This window comes from Paenibacillus sp. YIM B09110, from assembly GCF_037167145.1.
GTDB lineage: Bacteria > Bacillota > Bacilli > Paenibacillales > Paenibacillaceae > Pristimantibacillus.
The window spans coordinates 18,716-43,225 of the sequence record NZ_JBANSP010000037.1 but is presented as its reverse complement, the minus strand read 5'-3'; the positions used below and the strand labels follow the sequence as shown (position 1 = coordinate 43,225).

Genomic DNA, 24,510 nt, shown 5'->3' with positions numbered 1-24,510 from the left:
TCCTTTTGTGGCAAACTGTTGATGATCTTCTGTCGAAGGGAGGATACCGCCATGTCCGGTACACAACCGTCCAATCAGCAACTGGCTGCAAGCAAAGCGCAATCGAAAGCGGATCGCCATCTCGCCAGCAAGCAAGCTGCAAGTGAACAGCAATCGACCGCCGACCGCGCCGCAGTGCCGAAGCACGGACTTTGATCATAGGAAGGTAGGTATGAGGCAATGAGCGACAATGAGAAGCATAATGCAATGGATCCGCTCTCTGGCGAACCGGTCGAAGTAGACGGCGTCTATAAGAACGAATGGGGCCGCGAAGAGAAGATGAAGCGCGGCGACGTATTTCCCGCCGACGAGATGCTTGGAACGACCGAGTGGGAGCTGGTTGAGCTTGACTTTAGCAATCATCATCAAGGCAAGACCGATCCTAGGCTGGTACCGCATGATGATGACGACGACATAGAAGCTCATATGCAGCATCCGCGTCGTCATGAAGGCAGCAATAAGACGGATGAAGAATAACTAGAAGAAGCAGGCTTTAGCACGTCATTAAGACGCCTGAAGCCTGCTTCGTTTTTTCTGAGCTTTAGCCTTCCTTCTCCTCCGCTGAAACCGTACGCTGCTGCACCTGATCGATCAGCTTCTCCAATCGGCGAAGGTGATAAGCGTATTCGAACAACGCGGAAGCGACAAAAACGAGGCGCTTGTTCTCATCCGGATCATCCATTATATATGCGGTCAGGTCCTTCACTAGGCGTCCTTCGCGCTCCTCTTCCGGTTCAATCTGCGCATTCGGCTTTATCTTCTCCTCATGCTTCAATAAGATGTGCTCATGGTATTTGGTCATATCCTCTATCTGACGATCGAACCGGGCAGCCCATTCATTCGCGCTCGGCGAAGCAAAATAGTGCTCCTCGACCACATCAAGCAGATCCGCGCCCTTCTGCAGCGTCTTAATCATCTGTTTGGATACGAGCAGCTTGCGGGCGTGGCTGGTTTTCGTGCGAGCTAATATTTTGCGCTCCTCTTCGAAGACAAGATAGCGCTCTTCCAGCTTGCGCAGCGTCCCATGCAGCTTGTCCTTCTCTTGGCGGAACACCTGCTCCTTCATCTCGTTCGATATGGCCGTGCGCAGCAGCAACGATAACTGCGTATAGGCCTGACTTACCTGCTCATTGAACTGGCGCTTCGGTCGCGGCGGGAAGACGAGCACGTTCACCGCAAAGGAGGCTCCGATGCCGGTAAGTACCATAAGGAAACGATCGATCGCCACATCCCAGCCTTGTCCGGTCGCCTCCATGATCGCCACGACGGTGACAAGCGTCAGGCTGATCGTACTTTCCATTTTGAGCCTAATACTGATGAGGATGACGACGATGCTGACAAGCCCAACCGCAATCGGCGTATGGCCGAACAATCTGACGGCCGCAAGCGCGATTAGCGCGCCAAGCAGGTTCGTCTGCAATTGATCCGCCACTCGCTGCCAGGAGCGATAGATCGACGGTTGAATCGTGAAGATCGCTGCCACGGCGGCAATAAGCGGCGTCACAAAGCCAAAGAGGCTGCTTAAGTAGATCGAGAGCGCGACGGCCATGCCCGTCTTAAGCACTCTTCCTCCAATAGTCACCACTATATTTCCCCTTTCACGAGCAGCTCGCCGCTCGCTGCCTGAACGCCGTTCACCCATAAGGTTAACCGATGAACGCCCTCATAATGCTTTCGCGTCGTCAGATCGGCGAATCGATGCGTCCTCGTCCCTGAAGCGACAGCTCCGCCAGCGTATTCCTTGTCCGACAACAGAAACCTTTTCTGAGACGTCTTTCCGCCCGACTTCACGAAGTCGATTCCGTACTCTATCCGCACCTTCGTCCGCGCGGTATCGCGAAGCTGCACCTTGTAGCTCAGCTCCACTTCCCCGCCGATCGCCACTTCGGACGGCTCTACGCTAAGCGTCGCCGATGTGAAAAGCGCCTCTTCGTCTGCGGCAGCCGAGTAGCCGAACAGATGCATGACGCGCGGCTCTGCTCGCTTGATCAACGTGCGGCAGCCATGTCTGACGATCCAGTCCGTCCATTCATGCTCTCCATGCCATCTCTCCGCCAGCTCTATAACTAGCTCCGGATGGTCCTTGGCGATATCGTTCAGGTTATTGGCCACGCTTTTGCGCACATACAGCGACGGATCCTGCTTCAGCTTCTCCAGAATCGGCAGGATCGGCGATGGATCGCGCTTGAACAGCGGAAGCGCCTGCGCCCATGGCAGACGCGGTCTTATACCTTCGCTTGCCAGCCTTCTTAGGTGCTCATTCGAATCGTCAGCCCACGCGTGCATTTGGGCAAGCGTGCGCTCTTGATCGGTCAGAATGAATGTCCGTATGGCGAACTCCGCGGTCGAACGCTGCGTGAATCTTGCGAGCGCCGCGAACGACAGCTCCCAATCCGGCAGCTGGAGTCCATACACCTCTACGAAATCAGGGAAGAAAATATACGGCAAGCCCGAGCATTGCTCATCGATTTGGAACAATACGGCTATCGCTTCTTCATACTTGCTCGGCAGCTCTTCGCCAAGCGCCAGCGTGATCGCTCTTGCCCGCGCCTTCAGCTCGAGACGCTCCCACTCTCCGCCCCGCACCCGTTCCGCGAAGGAGCGCTCATCGAAAGGCTGCCACGCCTCCTTCACCTTAGCGGCGAATTGTTCAATAAATAATCCGTCGTATAACGCTTTTAACGGTTCGGCCAATTGGTTCTCCTCCCTTATTGCTCTACTATGATGAATTATACCGTTTGTCCGCAGCAAATGACACAAGCCTAATCCGCAAACGAGGCGAATATGAAAATAGCCCGGAAGGCGCTCCAAGCGGAACGTCTTCCAGGCTGCGGCTGCGGTCTCTGATCGCTATTAACGGGCGAAACGAGCAATAATGTCAGCGAGCTGATGCGACACGCTCGCTGCTCCTTGATTCAACTGCTCATTCGTATATTTGACTCGCACGAATGATTCGTCCAGATTCATCGCTTCCGCGAACATGCTTGCAAGCCCGCGCGCGCGGCGGTCGATCTGGAGCACGATCTCGAGCTCGCGATCCGACGGGAAGAACATCACTTCAACCTCATCCAGCTGTCCGCGGAATTGGGTCGTAGGCACGAATTCGATCTCCTGAACGAACGGCATCTTGCCGCCGAGACGGGATGCGTATTCACAGTCCGCTTTGCGCAACTGGAAGCCGAGGCGGTTCATCGCTTCAAGCACGGTATTCATCTGCGGCGTCGGCACAACCTCGATCTTGTCGTTGTCGCCAGGATCAACGCCTCCGCGCACATCAAGCTCCGTTTTCACCCATACCGGCGTACGCGCGAATGTAAGCGGGGTTTGATGCGGAAGGTTGAACGAGAAAGGAACCTCGCGATTCTCTCCTGCCTTCAGCAAGAAAGGCGCGCTAACATGATAACGGCCGACTTCGGCATTCTGATTGTACTTCTGGTCATTGCTCTCGCGAACATATTGTGTCATCACGGACAGATGAATCGTCTCGATCTGTTGCTCCACATTGCCTCCGCGTATACGGACGACACCGCGAACCTCCTCGCCCGGCATATAGCGCGGCTTCTCCAGTACCGTATCGATCGTTGCGTTCCCAATCCCGATGCTGGCTAGAAAACGATTGAACATGTGAACATCCTCCTATAAATTAGCTTTCCAATTTTCATTCAAGGTGCTTCTAATGTGTATGGTGAGGATTTATACGCGCGTCCTCAGGAACAGGTTTCAGTTCCTTCACCCCGTTGATGTAAATTATATTATAAAAACATCCATGTGAGCACTTCGAAGATCAGCGGCCGCCATATTTAGTGATACGGTCCTCCCGACACTTTTCACTTTCGGACATTTTCGCTAGAATGATAGAATACATTTGCTAGATTCAGGGCAAACTATAGTTAAATAAGAGCAGGAGGAAGCTTACGTGAAAATCGTCAAAGAGTTCAAAGAGTTCGCCATGCGCGGCAACGTTATCGACCTAGCTGTCGGTGTTATCATAGGGGGAGCGTTCGGCAAAATCGTTACGTCGCTTGTCAACGACGTCATTATGCCGCCGATTGGGAGAATACTTGGCGGAGTTGACTTCAAGGATTTGACAATCCCGCTTTACACGCAGACACAGATCAAACATCTTAAAGATGCCGATGACACTTTCGTGGCCCCTGTCATCGCCTACGGGCAATTCATCAACGTACTTATCGACTTCCTAATCGTTGCATTCTGTATTTTCATGCTGGTTAAGGTCATTAATGTTCTACGGCGTACGGAGAAGAAAAAGGATGAAGCGCCTGCTGCGCCAACGGAGAAGGAGTGCCCGTACTGCTTGTCCATGGTTCCGATTAAGGCTACCCGCTGCAAGCATTGCACTTCGCAGCTGGAGGCTGTACAGCATGGCTGATGAGCTGTTCGACATCTATGACGAAGAGATGAATCCGCTCGGCACCGCAACGCGGTCCGAAACGCATGCGAAAGGTTATTGGCATCGCTCGATCCATTGCTGGCTAACGCGCCGCGAAGGCGACAGCCGCTTCGTCCGCTTCCAGCTTCGGCAAGCGACGAAGGATACGAATCCAAGCTGCTACGATATAACGGCAGCCGGTCATTTGTCGGCAGGAGAGACGCTCGCGGAAGCGGTGCGCGAGCTGGATGAGGAGCTTGGCGTTCAAGCTCCTCTAGAGCAGCTCATCCCGCTCGGTCAGGTGCGCGAGCAATGCGAGGGCATCGTGAACGGTGTCCCATTCATCGACCGTGAGGTCAGCGATGTATTCGGGCTCGTGTGCGTGACGCCTCTGAGCGAACTTCGGCTGCAGCCCGAAGAAGTGGCCGGGGTGTATGAGGCCGACCTGGAGATGCTGCTTGCTTTGTTCGAGGGCTCGCTGACAGAGCTGCCGGTGACTGGCGTGGCGCTGCCACCGAACGGCGGTCCGCTGCTGGCTTCCCATGTTGTAGTGAAAGCAGATCAGTTCGTTCCGCGCGAGCTTTCTTATTATACGAACGTCCTCCGCTCGCTCCGCAGTTGCACGTAGAGCGAGCTTTTTTCTCTTCTGCGCGATTCGAGTCCGAATCGCGCATTCCCCATGCCCGCTCCCAGTTCTGAAACCATCCGTCAATCAAATAATGAATATTATAAAACTCTGTATTGCGCGGAGCCAGATCGAAGTCGTTCAGCTCCGGATTGTTCCACAGCTGCGCTGCCATCGGATGCAGGCAACCGTGCAGGTTCATCTCGATAAAGCTGCCCAGCTCATCGGCCGATCGAAACGATTGCGGCTGATTGGTAACGCGCTGCTCAGCTGCCGCATCGTAGCATGGGGCACGCCTAATGGCGTCAGGAACCCCGTTCCATCCGGCAATCGCTCTCGAATCGTAGCCCTGGCTGGCATACCAGCCGGCAACCCGATTAATATAGTCGCGGTGAAATCGCAGAAATCGTTCCCCGTAACCTGGCGGCGGCATGGAACCGGGCGCCAAATGGTTCGTATGATGCCATATGCGATGCTCCTCCAACAATGCCGGAGGGAAATTCGGTATGCGCGGCATATTGTCACTCCTCGCTGCTCAGGAAATCGTTTATCCCAGCTCATTTTTGCTGTAATAGGGTATGCGCCCGAAGCGGCGGCCGTGACTGTCGTCATTAGAAAAACTATATATAGAAGGAGGATACATATGGCAAGAAGAGCAAGAAGAAGGCGCGGGAACTGGCTTGGATCGTTTTTCAATTTCATGACCGAACTTCTCGGATTCCTTGGCGATCTGATCAAAAAATAGTCTAATCGAACGGCATCCGCCGGAAAATAAAAAAAGCCCCCTGCGTTAATCGCAGAAGACTCCTTCGCACTAAGAGGTATGCTGATGAAGGGAATTGAACCCCCGGCCTACGCATTACGAGTGCGTTGCTCTACCCCTGAGCTACATCAGCAAATCATTTGTTTTTCAATTTCAAGAAAGACTTTTATTAGAATAATAATTTTTTTTAAAAAAGTCAATAGATTTACGGCTGGATTTTGCTTCCTATATTGTGTCGATTTTTCGTCCGAGCCTTCGCCTCCTGTCTGCATGACATGCCGGTCTGCCGCATACTTATATGACAAATCCATTCGAATGGAGGTATTTCCTTGTCCGACAAAAAACAGCAAGCGGCGGCAAGCAATACAATCGTCTATAAAGCCGATAAGGCGCATACCGCGACGGTTAGCGACATTCGAGACAAGGTGATGCGCCTGTGCGGCAGTCATATGCATAAATACGTCTGTGTCAAAATGTCCGATGGCCGCTGCTACGAGGGCGTCATTGTACATGTTGACTCGTGCTTCGTCCATTTGCAGTGCACGATGCGCGATCCTCGCGTGTTCCACGATCCGTACAATGCCGTCCTTCCGCTGCTCCTATTCGACCTGCTCGTCATCGCTTTGAAATAGCTAGACTGCACACCCTCACTCGCTGCCATTCGACAATGCGTGTCCTATTTTGTCAGATTGCAGGTCTACGACGACGACTGCGGTCATACACATGACAAAGAAGGAATACGCAACGGAAAGAGGTGTGCGCTGCCTTGTTCGAGAGGATCAATAAGCTTCAAATCGAGCTGCCTCCCTCCCCCTACGCAGACGCCAATGCGGCGGCAGCCGTACAAGAGCTGCTCGGGGGCAAATTCGGCGAAATGTCGACGCTGAACAACTACATGTATCAATCATTCAACTTCCGTGACCGCAAACGGCTTAAACCGTTCTACGATCTCGTCTCCAGTATAACGGCGGAAGAGTTCGGACACGTCGAGCTTGTATCAACGGCTATTAATATGGTGCTGACCGGCTCCACCCAGCCCGGTCCGCCGGACTCTACGCCGCTGAGAGAAGGCGTGAATAAGCGCAATACGTATCACTTCATTGCTACGGCGCAGACATCCCTAGCCGGGGACTCCATGGGCAGAGCATGGACTGGCGACAATGTGTTCAGCAGCGGCAATCTTGTGCTGGACCTGCTGCATAACTTCTTCCTGGAATGCGGTGCCAGGACGCATAAGATGCGTGTATACGAAATGACCGATCACCCGACAGCAAGGGAAATGATCGGATATTTGCTCGTACGAGGCGGGGTCCATGTGCTTGCCTATGCGAAGGCGCTGGAGATTGCGACAGGCGTGGATGTGAAGAAGCTCATTCCGATCCCCGATCTCAGCAATAACGCCTTCGATGCGGCACGGAAGTTCGAGGCGATGGGGCTTGGCAACAAACTGTATACGTTCAGCCCGAACGATTACAAAGATATTGTGCTTATATGGAACGGACAGAACCCGCAAACCGGTGCCCAGCTCGAAGTCATACAAGGAGCCCCGCAAGGTGCGCCTATGCCTGATCTAGCACCCATCCCGGAAGAATTCGCGCCAGGTATCTCAGCCGAGGACTTTCGTGAAATTGCTAGACGGCTGCAGAAAAACGCCGGGCTGTGAGCCTTGTCCGCTCGTTGATCAGATTCCATAGGATTCGCAGCCTCCCGCTTCCAACTGCCGAAGCTGGGGGCTTTTCTAACCCCTCTATTCCGATCAAGGTTATGCTATACTGGGAAAAACCTTATGTTTAAAGGTGGTTCCCATGCAATTTTTAGCTATGCTGACCATGTTAATCGATCATATCGGCATCGTCTGGTTTCCGGATGACTCCAAGTGGCGGATGTTAGGCAGACTTGCGTTGCCCTTCTATGCCTATGCGCTTGTGCTTGGCTACTTCCGCACCCGCAGCGTTAATCGTTATTTGCAGCGTACCGGACTTATCGCTCTACTCTCTCAAATTCCGTATATGATGCTGTTTAAGCAAGCGGAAGTCAATACGGTCGGCACGTTATTCATCGGCCTGCTGCTGCTCATGCTCATGGATCGATGGAAGGGAAAGCTGCCTGCGCAGATTGCCGTCATTGCTGCAGCCGTCCTGCTCGTTGAGCTATTACCCTTCAGCTATGGCGCTTATTGCCTATTACTAGTGCTCCTATATCGCTACTCGTCTCCATATTGGATGATAGCTTGGCATTTTGCGCTAAATGCGATATTCGTATTTTATAAGGGCTGGTACATTCAACTATTCAGTCTCGCTTCGACGATGCTGCTCGTCTACTTGCCCGACTTCGTTCGAGCCGCGGATCGGATCAATATACCGCGTATCGTTTGGCGGAGCTTCTACCCGCTCCACCTTCTGCTGCTTACCGCCGCCTACTACTTGTTAACTTCCGGATGACGTTGCTTGGCCCTCTGAGCGCTGCAATGAGCTGCTCAAGTTCCTGTTCACACTGCTCCGCGGATAGATAGCCGTCCTCTCCTGCCGTAAGCAGCTTGCGAATGAAGGCTATGACTTGCCAAGGAAGCGCCAGCTCCTCCTCCCAGCCGCGGTCCTCGAGATCGTCCGCCGCCTCGAAGCCGGCGTACATCAAGAAGAGGAACAGGTGACCGAGACCGTACAGGTCGCTCGTCGGGTTCGGCTCACGCATTCGCCGCTTCATCGCCGCCCAACTGCCAGACGCCGCCTTATCTCCCGCCGGTATCTCCTTAAGCTGTTCTCGCAGCTCCAAGGGAAGCTCTTCTCCGATACGGCAGGCTAAGCCGTAGTCGATCAAATACATGACGCTTTGCATATACAGCACATTCGGTACACGGACGTCGCGATGCACGAATCCCATTCGATGCAGCTCTTTAAGCGGCTGAAGCAGATTTTGCAATACGAACAACGCCTCAAGCGCAGTATAGGTGCGGCCGTGCTCCTGCAACTCATCCTCCAAGCAACTGCCGTCAATGAGCTCCATAATGAGGCCGTCTTCACCCGCCATTCTCTCGTAGCCGTACCAACGCGGAATTTGGGGATGCAGCAGCTCCTGCAAAATAAAACTTTCCCGCTCCAGCAGCCTTCTGCCCAGCTCACCTTTGCTCGGCTTGCTGCGCTTCAGCAGTACGGACTGACCGCTCTGCAAATCAAGGCAGGCGTACGCCTGACCGTAGCTTCCCATTCCGAGGAACCGTTCGATTCTATAGCGTCCATTCCACTTCTTCCCTTCGCGGAGCGGATAATCTCGCCAATGATTCAGTATCTCCCTCCATTTGTGAGCGATTGAATGCAGCATGGTGACTCCCTCCTCAAAAGTTTGCGTAGCAAACTTACTTCGTAAGCGTGTGCTTAAGTTTGCGTAGCAAACTTACTTCGTAAGCGTATGCTAAGGTTTGCGAATGCAAACCTACTTCGCAAGCAAGTGCGTTAGCCTATATATATGCCGTAAGCTCAGCTTACATCGCCTATTTTTTGTTGTCGAGGAGAAAACCTCCATTCGCAAGAAACTTCGGAGCAGCCCCGCCGTACTACTTTTCAAATGCATGAACAGGAGGTCATAACGATGATTAGACATTTACTAAAGCGTTTGTTTTACTCCCTCATCGGCCGAAAAAACCATAGGCATCGCCACTACAGCAGCAGTGACTATAGAAGAGGGCACAACCGTCCGCCGCACTATCCGCCGCCAAGTCAGCGCCATTACGGGCATGGCTATTATAAGAAAAAATATAGCAGCTTTTCCAGCTCGTAAATGTATTAGGAAAGTATGAGCAAAGTAAACAAAATCCTCACGGCAGATTCATAAGGCGCTAAAAATTGTACGTTAGAATGGGAAAAAATGATCGGAGGTGTTCGAGGTTATGATGCGAATCATTAACTTCAAAAAACGTTCTGTTCCCGTCTATTACCCTAACGAACAATCAGCATTGGTAGAACTTCTCAACCATAAATTACACCAGATGGAGCTCGATTTCGACTTCCGCAAAAAGTGGAGAAGAATCAAATCCGTCGAAATGGTACGCGATGTCGCGATCTTCCAATACACGGACGGCACAAAGCTTTATTTGGAAGTATCTTAACTTTTACGCAATCCTTTATACCGTTTATAATTAAACGCATTTCATGTCATCATTTCTCTTTCATATAATGCCGAATCCGCGAAAGCCGCCGACGCCAAGGCGGTTTCTTTGCGTTCAGCCCAGCACGACGATCCCCGTAAGCTCATATGGGGCTGCCGCGTATTTGCCCAGGAACGCAAAGAGCCGTCCAAGCAGGCAAGCAAGCGCCCGCTGGACAGCTCTATTGAAACTACACTTGGAATCGATTGATTTGGAGCTGCAAATCCTCGGCCATTCTCGCCAGCATCGTTGAGGCAGCCGCGATCTCTTCCATCGAAGCCGTCTGCTCCTGCGCTGCCGCTGCTACCGACTGGGAACCGGATGCGCCTTCTACTGCGACTCTTGCAACCTCTTTAATGGATTGCATCACCTGCTCCGTCCCGGCCGCAATACTTCCAGCCGCTACAGAAACCTCATCAATCTGCTGAGCTACCTGAAGTACCTCTACGCGGATTGAATCGAACATCTCGCCGGCATTTTCGACAACGACGATACCGTGCGTTACTACTTCGCCAGCCTCATCCATCGCTTTGACAACTTGCTCCGTTTCAATGCCAATCGCATGAATAACAGTCGCGATTTGACCGCTGGACACTTTCGTCTGTTCAGCCAGCTTCCTTACCTCGCCCGCCACAACGGCAAAGCCTTTGCCATGCTCGCCCGCTCTAGCCGCCTCAATGGAAGCATTAAGCGCCAGAAGATTCGTCTGAGCGGATATATCGGTTATTACCTGAACCATTCTGCCTATTTCATGCGACCTCGCACCTAATCCGCGCACCGCCACAGCAAGGCTGTTGAAGGACTGTTGAATCGACTCCATCTGTGTAACCGCCTGCTCCAGCGTATCGTTGCCCGCAGTCGCACGCTCCGACGTGTATTTGGCTGCATGGGAAGCTTGTTCTGTACTGGATGCGATCTGCTGAATGCTAGCCGACATATCGTGAATGACTTGATAGCTTTCCTCGGCGCTTGCCGACTGCTTCTCAGCGCCCTCGGCAACTACCTGAACCGTATGAGCAATATGTTCGCTTGCTTGACTCGTCTGCTCACCGCTTGCCATCAGCTCTTCCGACGACGCCGCAACCTGATCGACGCTTCGGCCAACCTCGAATACTAGGCCCTTCAGCTGTACGACCATTTCATTAAAGCTGCCCGCGAGAGCTTCAAGCTCATCTCCGCTCTTGCAAACGATAGGCTCTAATTTCAAGTTGCCCTTCGCGACTTCAGACGCGCGCTGTGACACTTGCTTGATCGGCTTCGTCAACCTAATCGTAAACAAGCTGGCCGCCACTACCCCTAGAAGGCTCGTAATGATGAGCGTAATAATCGTTACCTTAATGATCTTGCTTGCACCGCTGTTGAAATCTTGCATATAGGTGCCGGCCGCGATATTCCAGCCCCAGTTCGGATCTTTCTCTATGTATGTAACCTTGGATGCGTACTTATCCGTCTGTCCCGGCAATTGCCAATCGTAATATACGAAACCACCGCCGGATTTCGCCGTCGTAACGAAGGCGTCGGTAACCGGCAGATGGTTCACGGTATCAAGGACGAGCTCGCCTTTGTTGTTCTCAAGTCCGTCAAGACTCGTGCCTTCCATCGAAGGATGCGCCAGCGTCAGGCCATTGTCATCGATAATGAACGGGTAGCCGCTTTCGCCTAGATCAATCGCTTTATTAATTGGCCGTTTGCCATCCTCGCCCTTTGGCCCCAGCATCGTCATGCGGACGAATTCTTCGGCGCCCGCCTTCTCGACTACGCCAGCCTTGACTTGCGCGTCCAGCATGGCGATCAACTGTATCGTGCTTTTGACATTATTTTTAAGAATGACCTCGCCATTGTCGTTCAAGGCCGAGGTGGCCGACTGATAGCTTAATACCGATACGATAACGCTTGGAACGAGAAGCAAAGACAAGCATAACATCATGAGCTTGCCCCTAATTGGAAATCTCCCCCTCATAAAACCTTTTGTCTTATCTGACAACCCCTGTTTCAACATGAACATCTCCCTCGTCAAATGATAGATCCTTTTTGTCATTTGTCTTGATCATCGATAGATCGAGCTGCTCAGGCTCCATAGGCTTGCCGAACAGGAATCCCTGAACGTAGTCGCAGCCCCAAGACTTAAGCAAATCGTATTGCTCTCTGTATTCGACGCCTTCGGCTATAACCTCAAGGCCAAGCTTATGAACAAGCTCAATCAGAGACTCTACGATCAATTTCTCCGCGCTTGGCAGATCGATCGCTTTAATGAACGATTTATCGATTTTCAAGCAGTGAATCGGAAGCTGTTTGAGATTGCTGAGGGAGGAATAACCCGTTCCGAAGTCATCAAGCGAGATACGCACGCCTGCGCCGCGCAGCTTGCTTAAGGAGGACAGCACTGTATCGGAATGCTTCAGCGTCACGTTCTCCGTAATTTCCAGCTCAATCGAGCTGCATTGGATCTTGTATTCGTCAAGAATATGAAGCACAGTCCGCGGAAACGTTGGATCTTGAAGCTGCACCGGCGATATATTCACAGACATGATAAGCGGCCCCAATCCGTATTTGTGCATACCGGCGAGTCTCTTGCACGCTTCACGCAGCACCCATTCGCCAATCGGCACAATAAGTCCGTTATGTTCGGCAATCGGGATAAACTCCGCCGGGCTAATCGCACCAAGCTCGGGATGCTTCCAGCGAATAAGCGTCTCGAAGCCTCTCATCTTGCCGTCCTCTAGACGGAAGATAGGCTGATAGGCCATGTAAAACTGTCTCATATACAATGCCGGTCTGAGCGACGCCTCAATGTCAATTCTGCGTTGCAATCTATCTGTATTTTCCGAGTTGTAAAATTGCGTGCGATTGCCGCCTTCATTCTTCGACTGATGGAGTGCGGATTCTGCCCGGCATACGAGTTGTTCGCTCGTTAGCCCGTCCTCCGGAAATATGGAAGCGCCTATGCTGGAGGTCAAATATAATTCTGTCCCCTTTTCCTCGATCGGGAGTTCGACCGCGTGTTTTATTGCCTCCACTGCATGCAGACAAGTATCCGTACCTTGTTCAAGTTGCATGGCTACCATGTACGTATTACCTCCGATTCTGCATACGCTTGTAGGAGCAATTCCCGTTTCTAACAGCCGATTCCCGACGATCCCAAGCACATCGTCGCCAAATTCATGTCCTCTTGTTTCATTTAACCGATAAAACCGATCCAGATCGACAAGTGCAATAAGCAATCTATTGTCTGCCACGCGCGCAAGATGTACAGCTGATTCCAGTTGTGCAAATGCTTCCTTGCGTCCGGATAAGCCGGTTAATGCCTCCATCCTGTATCACCGCCTCAACATTTTTTTCGTTAAAGCAATCTTGCCATATAACTATTAGGGAAATTTATGGGAAGGGTTTAGAGTTTTGTTAGATATTTTAATAAACATCGCAGTAGGCCTAACGACTTATTCCAATAGGTCTATATAAAAAAAGAAACCACCCGCTTGAATCGCGAAATGGTTTCTTTGCTAGTTAAGTTTCGGTGATTAGTAGAAGATGGAACTTATTCCTTGCCTATGTTCGAGTGATCTGCCGTGTATTTGTAACCAAATCCCCATACGGTTCGAATGAGACGAGGCTCCTTCGGGTTCTGCTCAATCTTCTTCCGAAGATTGACAATGTGTACGTCTATAGCGCGATCGGTAACGAAGGAGTCAAAACCGCGAATCGTGTTAATCAGTTCTTCCCTGCTGAACACTTTGCCTGGATAAGCCAAAAACAGCTTCATCAGTTCATATTCGGAAAAAGTCGTCTCCACCAATTGCCCCCGCACGAGCAGCAGTCTTCTCTCAAAATCCAATTGAATGGGATCAAGCTCGTGGGCAATCTCCCTCGTCGCAGCTACCTGCATCACAGTCTCGGATATCGTCGTCTGTGAACGCCTGATTAACGCTTCCACCCTTGCCGTCATTTCGTGCATGCTGAAGGGCTTGCACATATAGTCGTCAGCCCCCGCCTTGAGCGCCTGTACACGCTCAGACACCTCGCTCTTCATCGATAGGATCATAATAGGCACATTTGACCGTTTGCGAATAACAGCGCACACTTCCATACCGTCTAGGTCGGGGAGCATAAGATCGAGCAGCACAAGATCAGGGTCGAACTCTGCTGCCAGCTTAATCCCATCGTCAGCGCGATACGCCTGCGCAACGGAGTAGCCTTCCTCCGACAAATACATAGACAGCATATCACTCATCATGACATCATCTTCAATAACTAGAACTTTATACATGTCGTCACCCTTTTTCAGGATTGAAGATTTCTGTCGAATATATTTTGTAACTCTACTATACAATACCAATTATATCTGGACAATAACTTGTTAGAAAAATGTTAGGCTTTACTGTCGAAGAGCGCCGGAACGTCTTGAAGCTCTCCCAAAAGTGTTGTAAGATGCCTATTTAGTATGGCAATGGAAGCATGTAATTCCCCCGGATCGGGCTGCCCTTCCTTCAGAATGCGATCAACCTCCGCTGCGGATGCTGACAGTTCCCCCGCCGACAAATAACCAGCCGCTCCCTTCAGCGTATGAACCATTCTCTTCGCGGTGGATAGATCGTCCTGCAATACCATTAATCGCAACTGGTCACAGAACGATAGGTAATCCCGTCTAAACTGCTCTAGCATATGAACAAAGATCGAAAGCTTCCCGTTCACCCGGGCCAAGGCACTCGGTACATCCATTCCTTTCACTTGCGGCAGCACCAGCTGGGTCTTCTCCTGCTTGCTCCTGCTGTTTTCTACTTCAATCAAATCCTCTTCCCATATGCCGGGAGGCAGCAGCTTGTCTTTGCCGGCCTGCGCCAGCCAATACGTAATCACATTTTGCAGACGCTCGGCATCAATCGGCTTCGTCACAACCCCGTTCATTCCCAGCTTTAAGTACTGCTCATGGTCTTGTCTAAGCGCATTGGCCGTTACCGCAATGATCGGAAGCTTATTGAATCTTGGCTGCTCGCGTATAATCCGCACCGCCTCGGAACCATCCATGATCGGCATATGAATATCGATCAGAACAAGATCCCAATGCTCTTCGTCCAGCTTATTCAGCGCCTCCTGCCCATTCTCGGCCAAGCCCGCTTCATAACCGCTGGCCTTCAATATTTCGAGGGCGACGAGCTGATTGATTTTGTTGTCCTCGGCCAGCAATATTTTGGCCCTGCCCACCCTTACGGACTCGCTTGCAGCAGCGACTTCCCTGCCATACGGCAATAGCTCCGTGCCTGAATCGCGCTTCTCATCAAGTCCGCTAAGCGCACGCTGCAAGCTTTCGCGCGTCAACGGCTTGATAAGCAAGGTAACGGGACGCTGCGAATCCGGTAATTGCAGCATTTCATCCCGCCCGTAAGAGGTCGTCATGGCAATGGTTCTTACACCTCTTTCTTCTGCGACACGGTGGAACTCCAGCCACGTCTCTACCCCATACATATCCGGCATTTCCATATCGAGAATGATGAGTTTAGGAACCGCGCCAGCCCCCGTCCGCAGAAGCCTTTCCTTCGTCGTTTTCCATGAATCGAAGGCTACCGGCGCCATTCCGAACGCCTCCATCATGCCGCTCCAATGCGCCAGCATCTCTGCGTCATCCTCAACAATCCATACCGGCTGCTCGACCATGTCGGCGCTAAGCTGCCATGAGCTCTGCGCATAATGATGAATGATAGGGAACGACAAAGTGAAGTAGAATCGGCTGCCAACTGCCGGCGTACTCTCTACCTTCAGCTTGCCGCCCATCAACTCGATGAAGGTCTTCGAAATGACCAGCCCCAGTCCCGTCCCCCCGAACTTCCGCGTTGTAGATCCGTCTGCTTGCGTGAAGGGCATGAATAGTTTATCGAGCTGCTCCCTCGACATCCCGATACCGGTATCCGATATCGCAAACCTGAGCTGCACGGTATCTCCCGTCGATTGCAACTGCTCGACCTCAAGCTTCACACGGCCTTTGCTTGTGAACTTAATCGCGTTAATGCATAAATTAAGCAGCGCTTGCTCAAGCCGCATCGCATCGCCAATAACCGTCTGCGGCATATGCTCTGACGACTCAATAATAAATTCGAACTGCTCCTTGCCGCCCATGAACACGCTAAGCTGATCCGCCAGTCGGCTAAACAGCTCATCCGGCTGGAAGGGCAGCCGCTCAACCTCGATTTTGCCGGCTTCAATTTTGGAGAAGTCTAAAATATCATTAATGATGCGCAGCAGCGTCTCCGACGACGTCTGCATCTTGTCCATATAATCCTTCTGCGAAGAAGACAGCCCTGTCTTCCTCATCAGATGGGTGAGCCCGACAATGCCGTTAAGCGGGGTTCGAATCTCATGGCTCATAAGCGCCAAAAACCGGCTTTTCGATTGATTCGCCTCTTCCGCTTCCTCCGTCGCCCGAATCAATTCCTCCTGCACGTGTATCTGCTCCGAAATATCACGGGCGATACAGGAGAAGAATTTCTCCCCTGTCGAAATATCCTGATGCGCGACAACGACCATCGATACATGAAGCGGCTCGCCGTCTTTCCCTATCAATTGCGTGCGGCCCTCCCAAAAGCCGTATTCAGCGGCAAGCGCGGCACCCCGCGTCAATACCTTGTATATGGCTGGCTTAACATGCTCTTCTACTAGTTCAGGTGTGTCGTCATCAAGGGCGATTCCGAGTACTTCCTTCCCTGCACGATTCAAGTAAATGACGTTGCCTTCCGTATCAACCGAAGCGATCAAGTCCTTAGCTGATTCAACGATTTCCAGCAGCCGATTGCGGGACTTCTCCACTTGCTTCCGCTCCGTAATATTAGATACCATCCCTACAACGCCAGAGAATCGGCCATTGCGGTCGCGCAAGCCGTTCGAGCTATGAACAGTCGGAATACGTTTGCCGTCCTTGCTGATGAATGTCCACTCTCTTTCATAAGAGAAGTTTTCATTCCGCAGCTCCTTGAATACTTCCATCCCCGGCTGTACCTCTCGTCCCAACCGTTCCGTCAGCTTGGCGGCTTCTCTCTCGATCTCCTCCATATCCATGAACAGCAACGGCGTAGCCCAGCCCATTAACTCCTCTGTCTTGTAACCGAGCATATCCTCTGCCGTCTTGTTGAGATAAGTGACGCGGTATTGATCGTCAAGCACGATAAACGAATACTGATTTTGATTAATAATCGCCTCAAGACGATCGAACATCTCCTGCAGATGCTCCATCATGCCATTAACCGAATGAGCTAACTGGCCGACCTCGTCGTTCGGCGTTGCAGCCAAATGATTCGATTCGAAATTGCCGCTCGCGGCTTGCTCCGTAACGACAAGAATGTGCTCCAGCCGCTTAATAATACGTTCGAAATACATGTAGAACGATATGGCAATAATAGCCTCCGATACAGCAATCGTCATGAAGATGCGCCAGAAGATAGGGCTGAGCATAGCCTCCAGCTTGGACGCCGGCTCCTTAAGCGCAAGCCGCCATGGCGTTTCCTCAACCTTGGTGTAAAATAGCGCATACTGTTCTGCCTGCTCGCTTATTTGCACATAACCTTGATTAGACGAGGTAAGCTCATCCGCAACAGACTCTAAGCTTCCGCCTTTATCATAGAGCGATACATTCTCGGTAACGCCAGAAATTGAATTATATATAAGGCTGCCATTGTCGTTATACAAATAGAGAACGGATTGGTCGCTTTTCTTCTCCAGAAAATGATCGATAGCCGAGAAGAGGATCGATGCGTAAACAACCCCTTGCACTTCGTTCTGCGTACCATACACCGGTACGACAATCATTAATTGCTTCAGGTCGGAGAAGGAAGGCGTATACGGATCGGTAATAACTACCTTGCCTCTGATCGCGTCCTGAAAGAAAGGTTCGTTATTAATATTCCGCCGCTCGCCATCTGTACGCAATACAAGACCATCCTTGTCCGCATAACCCATCGAGTAATAAACGAATCCACTCCTAATCAGCTCGCGTTCAAAATAGGGCAGACGCGTGTCGTCCTTGCCTAACCTTACGGCGTCGGTGCGACTCATCACCAGTACTTCGGCCTTGCGGATCGCCATCCACGAAGCCAAGTCATTCGCTTGAGAGCTCTGTTGGCTGCTCGCCTTCTCGAACGCTGATGCAATCATCGACTGCTTTACCGCGGAGTAGTTGCCTATCCCTGCCAACAACAGCGGAAATAATGAAATCAGAATGATTAAACATAGCCCTTTGGTCCGTAAAGACATTTTATTCAAGTGTCTTTCTCCTCTCAACCCGTCTGCTTATGTATAACGACCAGAAATGCATAAACTCATTATACCTTTAATTAGGATATTGAACTATATAAAGAGTTTTAGAAATGAAAGGATAATAGCTACGCCACAAAAAAAACCGAGAAGCTGTCCAATTGATCAGACAGGCCTCCCGGCTTCATATGTTTCTTTCTATTCGGCAGCCAATATGGATTCGATACGATCAAGCTCAGACTCGCTGAAATCGAGTCTATTAAGCGTCGCTACACAATCATCGATCTGCTCAGTACGGCTAGCGCCGATTAAGGCAGTCGTAACCCTTCCGCCTCTTAGCACCCATGCGAGCGACATTTGGGCCAACGTCTGACCGCGCTCTCCAGCAATCTCATTTAGCAGCTTAACCTTCTGCAGCTTGCTCTCCGTAATTTGATCGCTCTTCAGAAAGACGCTTGGTCCAGCTGCGCGCGAATCTGACGGAACACCGTTCAAATAACGATTCGTTAATACGCCGCCGGCAAGCGGCGAGAACACGATCGAGCCAATCCCTTCTTGATCAAGCACATCCTGCAGGCCGCTCTCAATCCAGCGATTAAACATGGAGTACGACGGCTGGTGGATGAGGCAAGGCGTTCCGAGTTCCTTCAATATGGCTGCAGCGCGGGCCGTCTGCTCAGCGCTGTAATTCGAGATGCCGACATACAACGCTTTGCCTTGACGTACCGCATGATCAAGCGCACCCATTGTTTCTTCGAGCGGCGTATTCGGGTCTGGACGGTGTGAATAGAAAATATCCACATAATCCAGCTTCATCCGCTTAAGACTTTGATCGAGACTCGACAGCATGTATTTGCGCGATCCCCAATCCCCGTATGGGCCTTCCCACATATGATAGCCGGCCTTCGTCGATATAATGAGCTCATCGCGATAAGCAGTCAGGTCATGCTTCAGAATTTGTCCGAAAGTCTCTTCCGCCGAGCCCGGCGGCGGTCCGTAGTTGTTCGCCAGGTCAAAGTGCGTTATGCCGAGGTCGAATGCGCGGCGAACCATCGCCCGTCCATTCTCGTAACGATCGCCTCCGCCGAAGTTATGCCATAGGCCCAGCGATATTGCAGGGAGCTTCAGACCGCTCCGCCCTACGCGGTTGTATTTCATACTTTCATATCGGTTACTTGCTGGCACATAAGTCATTTTCTGTATTCCTCCATCCGGATGATTGGAATATTGATCCTACATGAATAGCATATCTTCCACGTCCAAGCAGGTCAAATAGGCCTGCGGTATGTAATCTATTATTTCGCCAGCTTGCGATCAAGCTTCAGATGAGGCGTATTGCGAAGCGTTTCTTTGAAAAATTCAGGTTGCTCGGCAACGAGTCTAACCCATGCCTGCACGCATTTTGGATCAAACTGAATGCCGCTCTCCGCTTCAATGATTTTCATTGCCGCCTCATGGGACATTGCCTTCCGGTATGACCTGGAGGACGTCAACGCATCATATACATCTGCAACAGCAGTTACGCGAGCTAGCAGCGGTATGAGGTCGCCGGCCAATTGATCGGGATATCCGCTGCCGTCCCATTTCTCATGATGAGACCTAATAATACCCAGCTCCTCGGGCATAAAGCCAAGGCGCCTGCATAAGTCGTACCCTGTGACGGGATGCTGCTCGATAACGAGCCTTTCCTCAGGCGTCAGCTTACCCGGCTTATTCAAGATGCGATCTGATATACGAAGCTTGCCTACATCATGAACGAGTCCGCCCTGCGCGATAGCTCGCAGCTCAATTCTTGATAGGCCAAGCTCTTCCGCAAGCTTGAGCGCGTAGAGCGCAACGCGATAGTTATGACCTGCTGTATAGGAGTCCTTCGCTTCTGTTGTCATAATTAACTCTTTGACGCTGGGCGACATATGCGTATTGATCCAATCTCTCGGATTTGCCCGAAACAGCAGCTTCACCGACGACGTAATAGACTTGGAGCTCATATATTGTCTAACAATACCGCCTACCATTACGATGACGGATGCGAGCAGCATGAAGTGATAGAGCCACCAGCTTGCCTTCCATGTTTCACCGGTCACGATAATGAGCTGCGCAATGATCATCCAACCGGCGCTGTACACAATAGCAAGCTGTAAGGGAAAACGCGAGGATAAGTAGATTTGAAGATAGCGGTACATGGTCCATAGATTCATCCCCACAATGAATGCGCTGACAACCCATTTGATTGGGTTCTCCTTCAAGTGGGCAGCGTGGAGCAGATCAGGATAATTCCATATCGCAAAGCAGATTGCTCCCAGAACAACAACCCATACAGGAAGCAACCAGCGCTGCCACTTAGCAAACCATTTTATAATGAATAAATCTGCAGACAAAGAGGACAGCCATAGCCATATCACTGCGATTAGAACGCTCAGCTGTGCGGCATTGCCGGCGATGGTGGAATGATGCAAGAGAAAGCCTGGTGTAGACATGCCATGCAAGACGAATAACGCTGCAAGCGAGACATAGGATAAGGAAAGGAAGCTTATCTTGATGTTTCTCTGCCTGATCGCGACGATACCAACTGCAACCGCTAGGAGCAGCGCAAACAAGGACACGAGACTAACCATGTAAAAATGCTCATTCGGCGCCTGAAATAATTTGTCGAGAGCCGTTGATCTCAGCCATATATAGCCAAGCCAAGGTACAAGCATCGACAATAAGAGACCTGCGAATACCCCCGCATTTTTGCGCAAGCTGATACCTCCTACACTTCAATCGTCGTCCATTAAGTGGCAAGGCGCATTTCATTCCAAATCGATAGCTTTCAGCAAATTGCGAACATATTTTACCTAGATATGGTTATCATACCATCCCTGTCGTATTCGATAAACAAAAGATTACACAGCCTCTTGCTTCAAGCCAAGCAGCCAGTGATCAAGCTCCTCGCGGGGCATCGGCTTCTTGAAATAATAGCCCTGCATGACTGTGCATCCTGCCGCCCGCAAGAAATCGAGCTGCTGCTCCGTTTCGACTCCTTCCGCCACCAGCTCCAAATTCAGTTGATTCGCGAGCGTGATGATTGTATTGACGATCGCACGCTTAGACGGAGAGTCGCTCTCCTGCATATAATGCTTGTCAATCTTAAGCGTATGGAACGGAATCTGATCAATCGCCCCAAGGAACGAATAACCCGAACCGAAGTTATCCATCGAGATCGTCACGCCCATCTCCTGAAGCGGGAGCAACTGACGTATAACATCGGGCGCATCCTTCATTACGATCGATTCTGTAATTTCCAGCTCAAGCATTTCCGGCGCAAGTGTCGCACGCTGCAAGGCAGCCGTAATCATGTCCATTAAGTTCTTGCTTTCGAATACGTTGATTGACAGATTGACGGATACGCCCAGTTTATTGTCTGTTCGCATATTCCACTCTTTACAATCGATACAAGCCCGCTCCAGCACCCACCGTGTCATGCCGACAATAAGGCCCGTTTCCTCCGCAATCGGAATGAACTCGTTCGGCGCAATGAGACCATACTTCGGATGATTCCACCGCAGAAGCGCCTCAAAGCCAACCGGGCAATTGCGTTCAGAATTCCACTTCGGCTGGTAATGCAAGGCGAGCTGCTCGGAAGCAAGCGCGCTTCGCAATCCCTTCTCAATCTCCATTCTGCGGATCAGCTTCTGTTCCAAGTCGATATTGAAGGAGCAGAATTGATTTTTGCCAAGACGCTTAGCTTGGTACATCGCCGTGTCGGCTGCCTTCAGCAGGGTCGAACGGTCCTTGCCGTGCTGCGGCGCGTAGCTGATACCGATACTGCCTGTGATGTACAGTTCGTTGCCATCCAGAACATATACTTTTCGTATTTCTTCTAATATAAGCAGCGCCATCGTTTCTATCGCCTCTTGCTTCATCTCATTAACCAACAGCAGAAACTCATCGCCCCCAAGCCTGAACACATATCTGCCCTCTCCAAGAAACTTCTGCAGACGAGAAGCCACCTCTTGGATAAGAAGATCGCCTATGTCATGGCCAAGCGTATCATTAATGAGCTTGAACTGATCGAGATCGAGGAAGAGCACCGCACTCTGAGCTGAACCTCTGAGCTTTTGGTCAAAATGATGATTCATCGCATGCCGATTATGCAAACCCGTAAGCGGATCGCTGAACGCCATCCGCTCCAGCAGCGCCCGATCCACGTAAAGCGCAATCCAGGTAACCATCATAATCATCAGCATCACAAGGGTAATCGAAATAAGCAATACGAGGTCGACTCCAACATTCGAAGCCCTCATTAATAACTCATCGTCGCCGCACCAGAACTCAGCCGCGCTCATGCCTGTATAGTGCATCCCGCAAACCGCCAATCCCATAAATGCGGATGCCCCCCACTTCGGCCAGCCCCGGTTCGTGTCTCGGCGAAACTTTGTGAAAATATATAGCGCAGCGTACGAAGCAACGACGGCAAACAAAGCCGCCGCCGCCCATATAAGCGGCTTATAAGTAATTGTTGTGGCTGGCGCGCGCATAGCAGACATACCTATGAAATGCATCGCAACAATGCCCGCACCCATGATGAGACTGCCAAACGCTAGCCGCTGCTTCGTTGCGTGCCTTGTCATCGTCAAATAAAATGCGGCAAATGAGCCGATAATACTGGCAAAAACGGAAATACTAGTCTCGCGGACATCATAATGAACGGGAAGCTCCAAATGGAAGGCAAGCATGCCGACGAAATGCATCGCCCAAATGCCGCTGCCCATAACGAAAGAAGCCGCGGCAAGCCAACCCAATCGGGATTTCCCTGAGGTACTCGTTATTTTTAAAGTTAGATTAAGCGCGGAATAAGCTACGAATAGCGCTATCAAAAATGACAATGTTACAATCCAGCCGTCATAATACCCTCGCAGTATGAACAATTGATCCCCCCGTACAGCTGTTAATTCGACAACAGCATGTCATGCATACTATACAATTAATACGAAACGACAATTGTTGCAAGCAATATTTTTATTTTAGATTAAGGTATTTTGCTAAACGATTTGTTATAGTAGGTAAATGACAGGAAGATTGAAGGGAGTTTATCCAATGAATAACAATGAATCGCAGTCCAAAAAAGACGAAGAAAAAATAACGGCTGCGAAGGAAGAGCAAATCACGCAAGAGAACGAACAGCAGGACGAGCTGTTCGAGCAAGCCGAAGGTCAAGAGGACATCGACCTGGGGAAAGAAGCAGAGGAAGCGTATGAGGCTGATGCAGAACAACAAGCCGCAGCAGCTGCAGAAGTTGTACCTCTGAACGCAGCGGGCCAAGTATCGGAAGCGCCAAAAGCTGGCGGCGGCAAAGGATGGATGATCGTATCGGCCATATTGGTTGTTGCGCTCGTCATCGTTCTGATCAAGCCTCCATTCGGAAGCAGCGGCGGCGCTGTTGCAACCGTCAATGGACAAGATATCCCGCAGAGCAGGCTGTATGACGCGCTCGTAGCAGCAGGCGGCCCTTCCACGCTGGACAACCTGATCACAGAAGAGCTTATTCAGCAGGAAGCGGACGCAGCCGGCATAAGTGTGACGGACGCAGAGATTACTGCCGAAATCGAGAAAATCAAAGCCAACTTCGGCACGCCTGAGGAATTCCAATCCGTATTGTCGCAATACGGCATGACGGAAGAAAGCTTGACTCGCGATACGAAGTTCCAATTGACGATTTCGAAAATTTTGGAACCAAAAACAGACGTAACCGATGAAGAAGTATCGCAATACTTCGAAGCGAACAAAGATACGTTCACCGATACGCCGACAACGATTCGCGCATCGCATATCTTAGTTGCGACGCAAGAAGAAGCTGATGCTATCCTTGCTCAGTTGAAAGGCGGCGCGGATTTCGCTACCATTGCCAAGGAAAAATCGACGGATACGGCTTCGGCAGCTAACGGCGGCGACCTTGACTTCTTCAAGAAGGCTGACATGGACCCTGCCTTCGGCGAAGCAGCTTACGCACTAAAAGTCGGCGAGCTGAGCGGCGTTGTTCAATCGAGCTTCGGCTTCCATATTATTAAGAAAACCGACGAGAAATTGGGTACTTACCCTACACTCGACGAGAAGAAAGAAGAAATTCGCAAGACGCTTGTCGCTCAAGAAGCAAGCGGCCTGTCCCAAGCATGGTTGACTGAAATTCGCGAGAAAGCGAAGATCTCGAATACAATGCCGACGCCGACGCCTGCTCCAGCAGACGCAGGCACAGCTGCTCAATAAGGACAGCACGAAAGAAGCTGCAGAACCGCGCATCGGGCGCGTATCTGCAGCTTCTTTACTGTAGTTCTGCT

Annotated in this window: 22 protein-coding genes and 1 tRNA gene; 11 read left to right on the top strand and 12 right to left on the bottom strand. The window is 51.1% G+C overall.

Annotated elements, in window-relative coordinates:
- Positions 1 to 51 precede the first annotated feature (51 nt).
- Positions 52 to 195 (top strand): hypothetical protein, encoded by a 144-nt coding sequence (locus tag V8F51_RS29345; RefSeq protein ID WP_337104063.1) that lies wholly within the window; start codon positions 52 to 54, stop codon positions 193 to 195.
- Between the two features lie 24 nt (positions 196 to 219).
- A complete protein-coding gene (locus tag V8F51_RS29340; protein ID WP_337104062.1) occupies positions 220 to 516 on the top strand; it encodes a transposase in 297 nt (98 codons plus the stop codon).
- Positions 517 to 580: 64 nt separating this feature from the next.
- On the opposite strand, the gene V8F51_RS29335 is transcribed toward V8F51_RS29340, so the two are convergent.
- From V8F51_RS29335 to V8F51_RS29325, 3 genes are all read right to left on the bottom strand, one after another.
- Complete coding sequence (locus tag V8F51_RS29335; RefSeq protein ID WP_337104061.1) at positions 581 to 1,621, bottom strand: FUSC family protein; 1,041 nt, start codon at positions 1,619 to 1,621, stop codon at positions 581 to 583.
- Between the two features lie 2 nt (positions 1,622 to 1,623).
- Complete coding sequence (locus V8F51_RS29330; RefSeq protein ID WP_337104060.1) at positions 1,624 to 2,733, bottom strand: DNA alkylation repair protein; 1,110 nt, start codon at positions 2,731 to 2,733, stop codon at positions 1,624 to 1,626.
- A gap of 159 nt (positions 2,734 to 2,892) precedes the next feature.
- Positions 2,893 to 3,663, bottom strand: coding sequence for a sporulation protein (locus V8F51_RS29325; protein ID WP_337104059.1), 771 nt, complete (start codon positions 3,661 to 3,663; stop codon positions 2,893 to 2,895).
- A 325-nt stretch (positions 3,664 to 3,988) separates the two neighbouring features.
- Between V8F51_RS29325 and mscL the strand changes: the two genes are divergently transcribed.
- From mscL to V8F51_RS29310, 3 genes are all read left to right on the top strand, one after another.
- Complete coding sequence (gene mscL / locus V8F51_RS29320; protein WP_442956509.1) at positions 3,989 to 4,429, top strand: large-conductance mechanosensitive channel protein MscL; 441 nt, start codon at positions 3,989 to 3,991, stop codon at positions 4,427 to 4,429.
- Positions 4,422 to 5,057: an NUDIX hydrolase gene (locus tag V8F51_RS29315; RefSeq protein WP_337104057.1), complete on the top strand. Its 636-nt coding sequence runs from the start codon at positions 4,422 to 4,424 to the stop codon at positions 5,055 to 5,057. The genes mscL and V8F51_RS29315 overlap by 8 nt, the downstream gene beginning before the upstream one ends.
- 91 nt (positions 5,058 to 5,148) lie before the next feature.
- Complete coding sequence (locus tag V8F51_RS29310; protein WP_337104056.1) at positions 5,149 to 5,799, top strand: hypothetical protein; 651 nt, start codon at positions 5,149 to 5,151, stop codon at positions 5,797 to 5,799.
- Between the two features lie 79 nt (positions 5,800 to 5,878).
- Here the strand turns inward: V8F51_RS29310 and V8F51_RS29305 are convergent.
- Positions 5,879 to 5,950 (bottom strand) — tRNA-Thr (locus V8F51_RS29305).
- Positions 5,951 to 6,146: 196 nt separating this feature from the next.
- Between V8F51_RS29305 and V8F51_RS29300 the strand changes: the two genes are divergently transcribed.
- The 3 genes from V8F51_RS29300 (at position 6,147) to V8F51_RS29290 (ending at position 8,258) form a co-directional block, all read left to right on the top strand.
- Positions 6,147 to 6,449: a hypothetical protein gene (locus tag V8F51_RS29300; protein WP_337104055.1), complete on the top strand. Its 303-nt coding sequence runs from the start codon at positions 6,147 to 6,149 to the stop codon at positions 6,447 to 6,449.
- A 134-nt stretch (positions 6,450 to 6,583) separates the two neighbouring features.
- A complete protein-coding gene (locus V8F51_RS29295) occupies positions 6,584 to 7,480 on the top strand; it encodes a manganese catalase family protein (protein ID WP_337104054.1) in 897 nt (298 codons plus the stop codon).
- A gap of 157 nt (positions 7,481 to 7,637) precedes the next feature.
- The gene (locus V8F51_RS29290) at positions 7,638 to 8,258 is read left to right on the top strand and encodes a TraX family protein (protein ID WP_337104053.1); all 621 of its coding nucleotides are present in this window, start codon (positions 7,638 to 7,640) and stop codon (positions 8,256 to 8,258) included.
- Here the strand turns inward: V8F51_RS29290 and V8F51_RS29285 are convergent.
- Positions 8,224 to 9,135, bottom strand: a complete 912-nt coding sequence (locus tag V8F51_RS29285) for a serine/threonine protein kinase (RefSeq protein ID WP_337104052.1) — start codon at positions 9,133 to 9,135, stop codon at positions 8,224 to 8,226. The two genes, V8F51_RS29290 and V8F51_RS29285, sit on opposite strands and share 35 nt — an antisense overlap.
- A 267-nt stretch (positions 9,136 to 9,402) precedes the next feature.
- On the opposite strand from V8F51_RS29285, the gene V8F51_RS29280 reads away from it, so the two are divergent.
- Both V8F51_RS29280 and V8F51_RS29275 read left to right on the top strand, forming a co-directional pair.
- Entirely contained in the window at positions 9,403 to 9,591 is a 189-nt protein-coding gene (locus tag V8F51_RS29280; protein WP_337104051.1) for a hypothetical protein, read from the top strand.
- Between the two features lie 109 nt (positions 9,592 to 9,700).
- Positions 9,701 to 9,919: a hypothetical protein gene (locus V8F51_RS29275; RefSeq protein ID WP_337104050.1), complete on the top strand. Its 219-nt coding sequence runs from the start codon at positions 9,701 to 9,703 to the stop codon at positions 9,917 to 9,919.
- 229 nt (positions 9,920 to 10,148) lie between these two features.
- Here the strand turns inward: V8F51_RS29275 and V8F51_RS29270 are convergent, their stop codons facing one another.
- From V8F51_RS29270 to V8F51_RS29240, 7 genes are all read right to left on the bottom strand, one after another.
- Entirely contained in the window at positions 10,149 to 11,882 is a 1,734-nt protein-coding gene (locus tag V8F51_RS29270; protein WP_337104049.1) for a methyl-accepting chemotaxis protein, read from the bottom strand.
- A 49-nt stretch (positions 11,883 to 11,931) separates the two neighbouring features.
- Positions 11,932 to 13,269, bottom strand: coding sequence for a putative bifunctional diguanylate cyclase/phosphodiesterase (locus tag V8F51_RS29265; RefSeq protein ID WP_337104048.1), 1,338 nt, complete (start codon positions 13,267 to 13,269; stop codon positions 11,932 to 11,934).
- Between the two features lie 224 nt (positions 13,270 to 13,493).
- Positions 13,494 to 14,222: a response regulator transcription factor gene (locus tag V8F51_RS29260; RefSeq protein ID WP_337104047.1), complete on the bottom strand. Its 729-nt coding sequence runs from the start codon at positions 14,220 to 14,222 to the stop codon at positions 13,494 to 13,496.
- 101 nt (positions 14,223 to 14,323) lie between these two features.
- Positions 14,324 to 18,193, bottom strand: a complete 3,870-nt coding sequence (locus V8F51_RS29255) for a response regulator (protein WP_337104079.1) — start codon at positions 18,191 to 18,193, stop codon at positions 14,324 to 14,326.
- Between the two features lie 198 nt (positions 18,194 to 18,391).
- Complete coding sequence (gene mgrA / locus V8F51_RS29250) at positions 18,392 to 19,387, bottom strand: L-glyceraldehyde 3-phosphate reductase (protein ID WP_337104046.1); 996 nt, start codon at positions 19,385 to 19,387, stop codon at positions 18,392 to 18,394.
- Between the two features lie 101 nt (positions 19,388 to 19,488).
- Positions 19,489 to 20,934 carry an HD-GYP domain-containing protein gene (locus tag V8F51_RS29245; RefSeq protein ID WP_337104045.1) on the bottom strand — a complete coding sequence of 482 codons (1,446 nt, stop codon included), beginning with the start codon at positions 20,932 to 20,934 and terminating at the stop codon, positions 19,489 to 19,491.
- 144 nt (positions 20,935 to 21,078) lie between these two features.
- Positions 21,079 to 23,061, bottom strand: coding sequence for a putative bifunctional diguanylate cyclase/phosphodiesterase (locus V8F51_RS29240; RefSeq protein ID WP_337104044.1), 1,983 nt, complete (start codon positions 23,059 to 23,061; stop codon positions 21,079 to 21,081).
- A 211-nt stretch (positions 23,062 to 23,272) separates the two neighbouring features.
- Here V8F51_RS29240 and V8F51_RS29235 point away from each other — a divergent pair, with 211 nt between their 5' ends.
- A complete protein-coding gene (locus V8F51_RS29235) occupies positions 23,273 to 24,439 on the top strand; it encodes a peptidylprolyl isomerase (protein WP_337104043.1) in 1,167 nt (388 codons plus the stop codon).
- Positions 24,440 to 24,510: the final 71 nt, after the last annotated feature.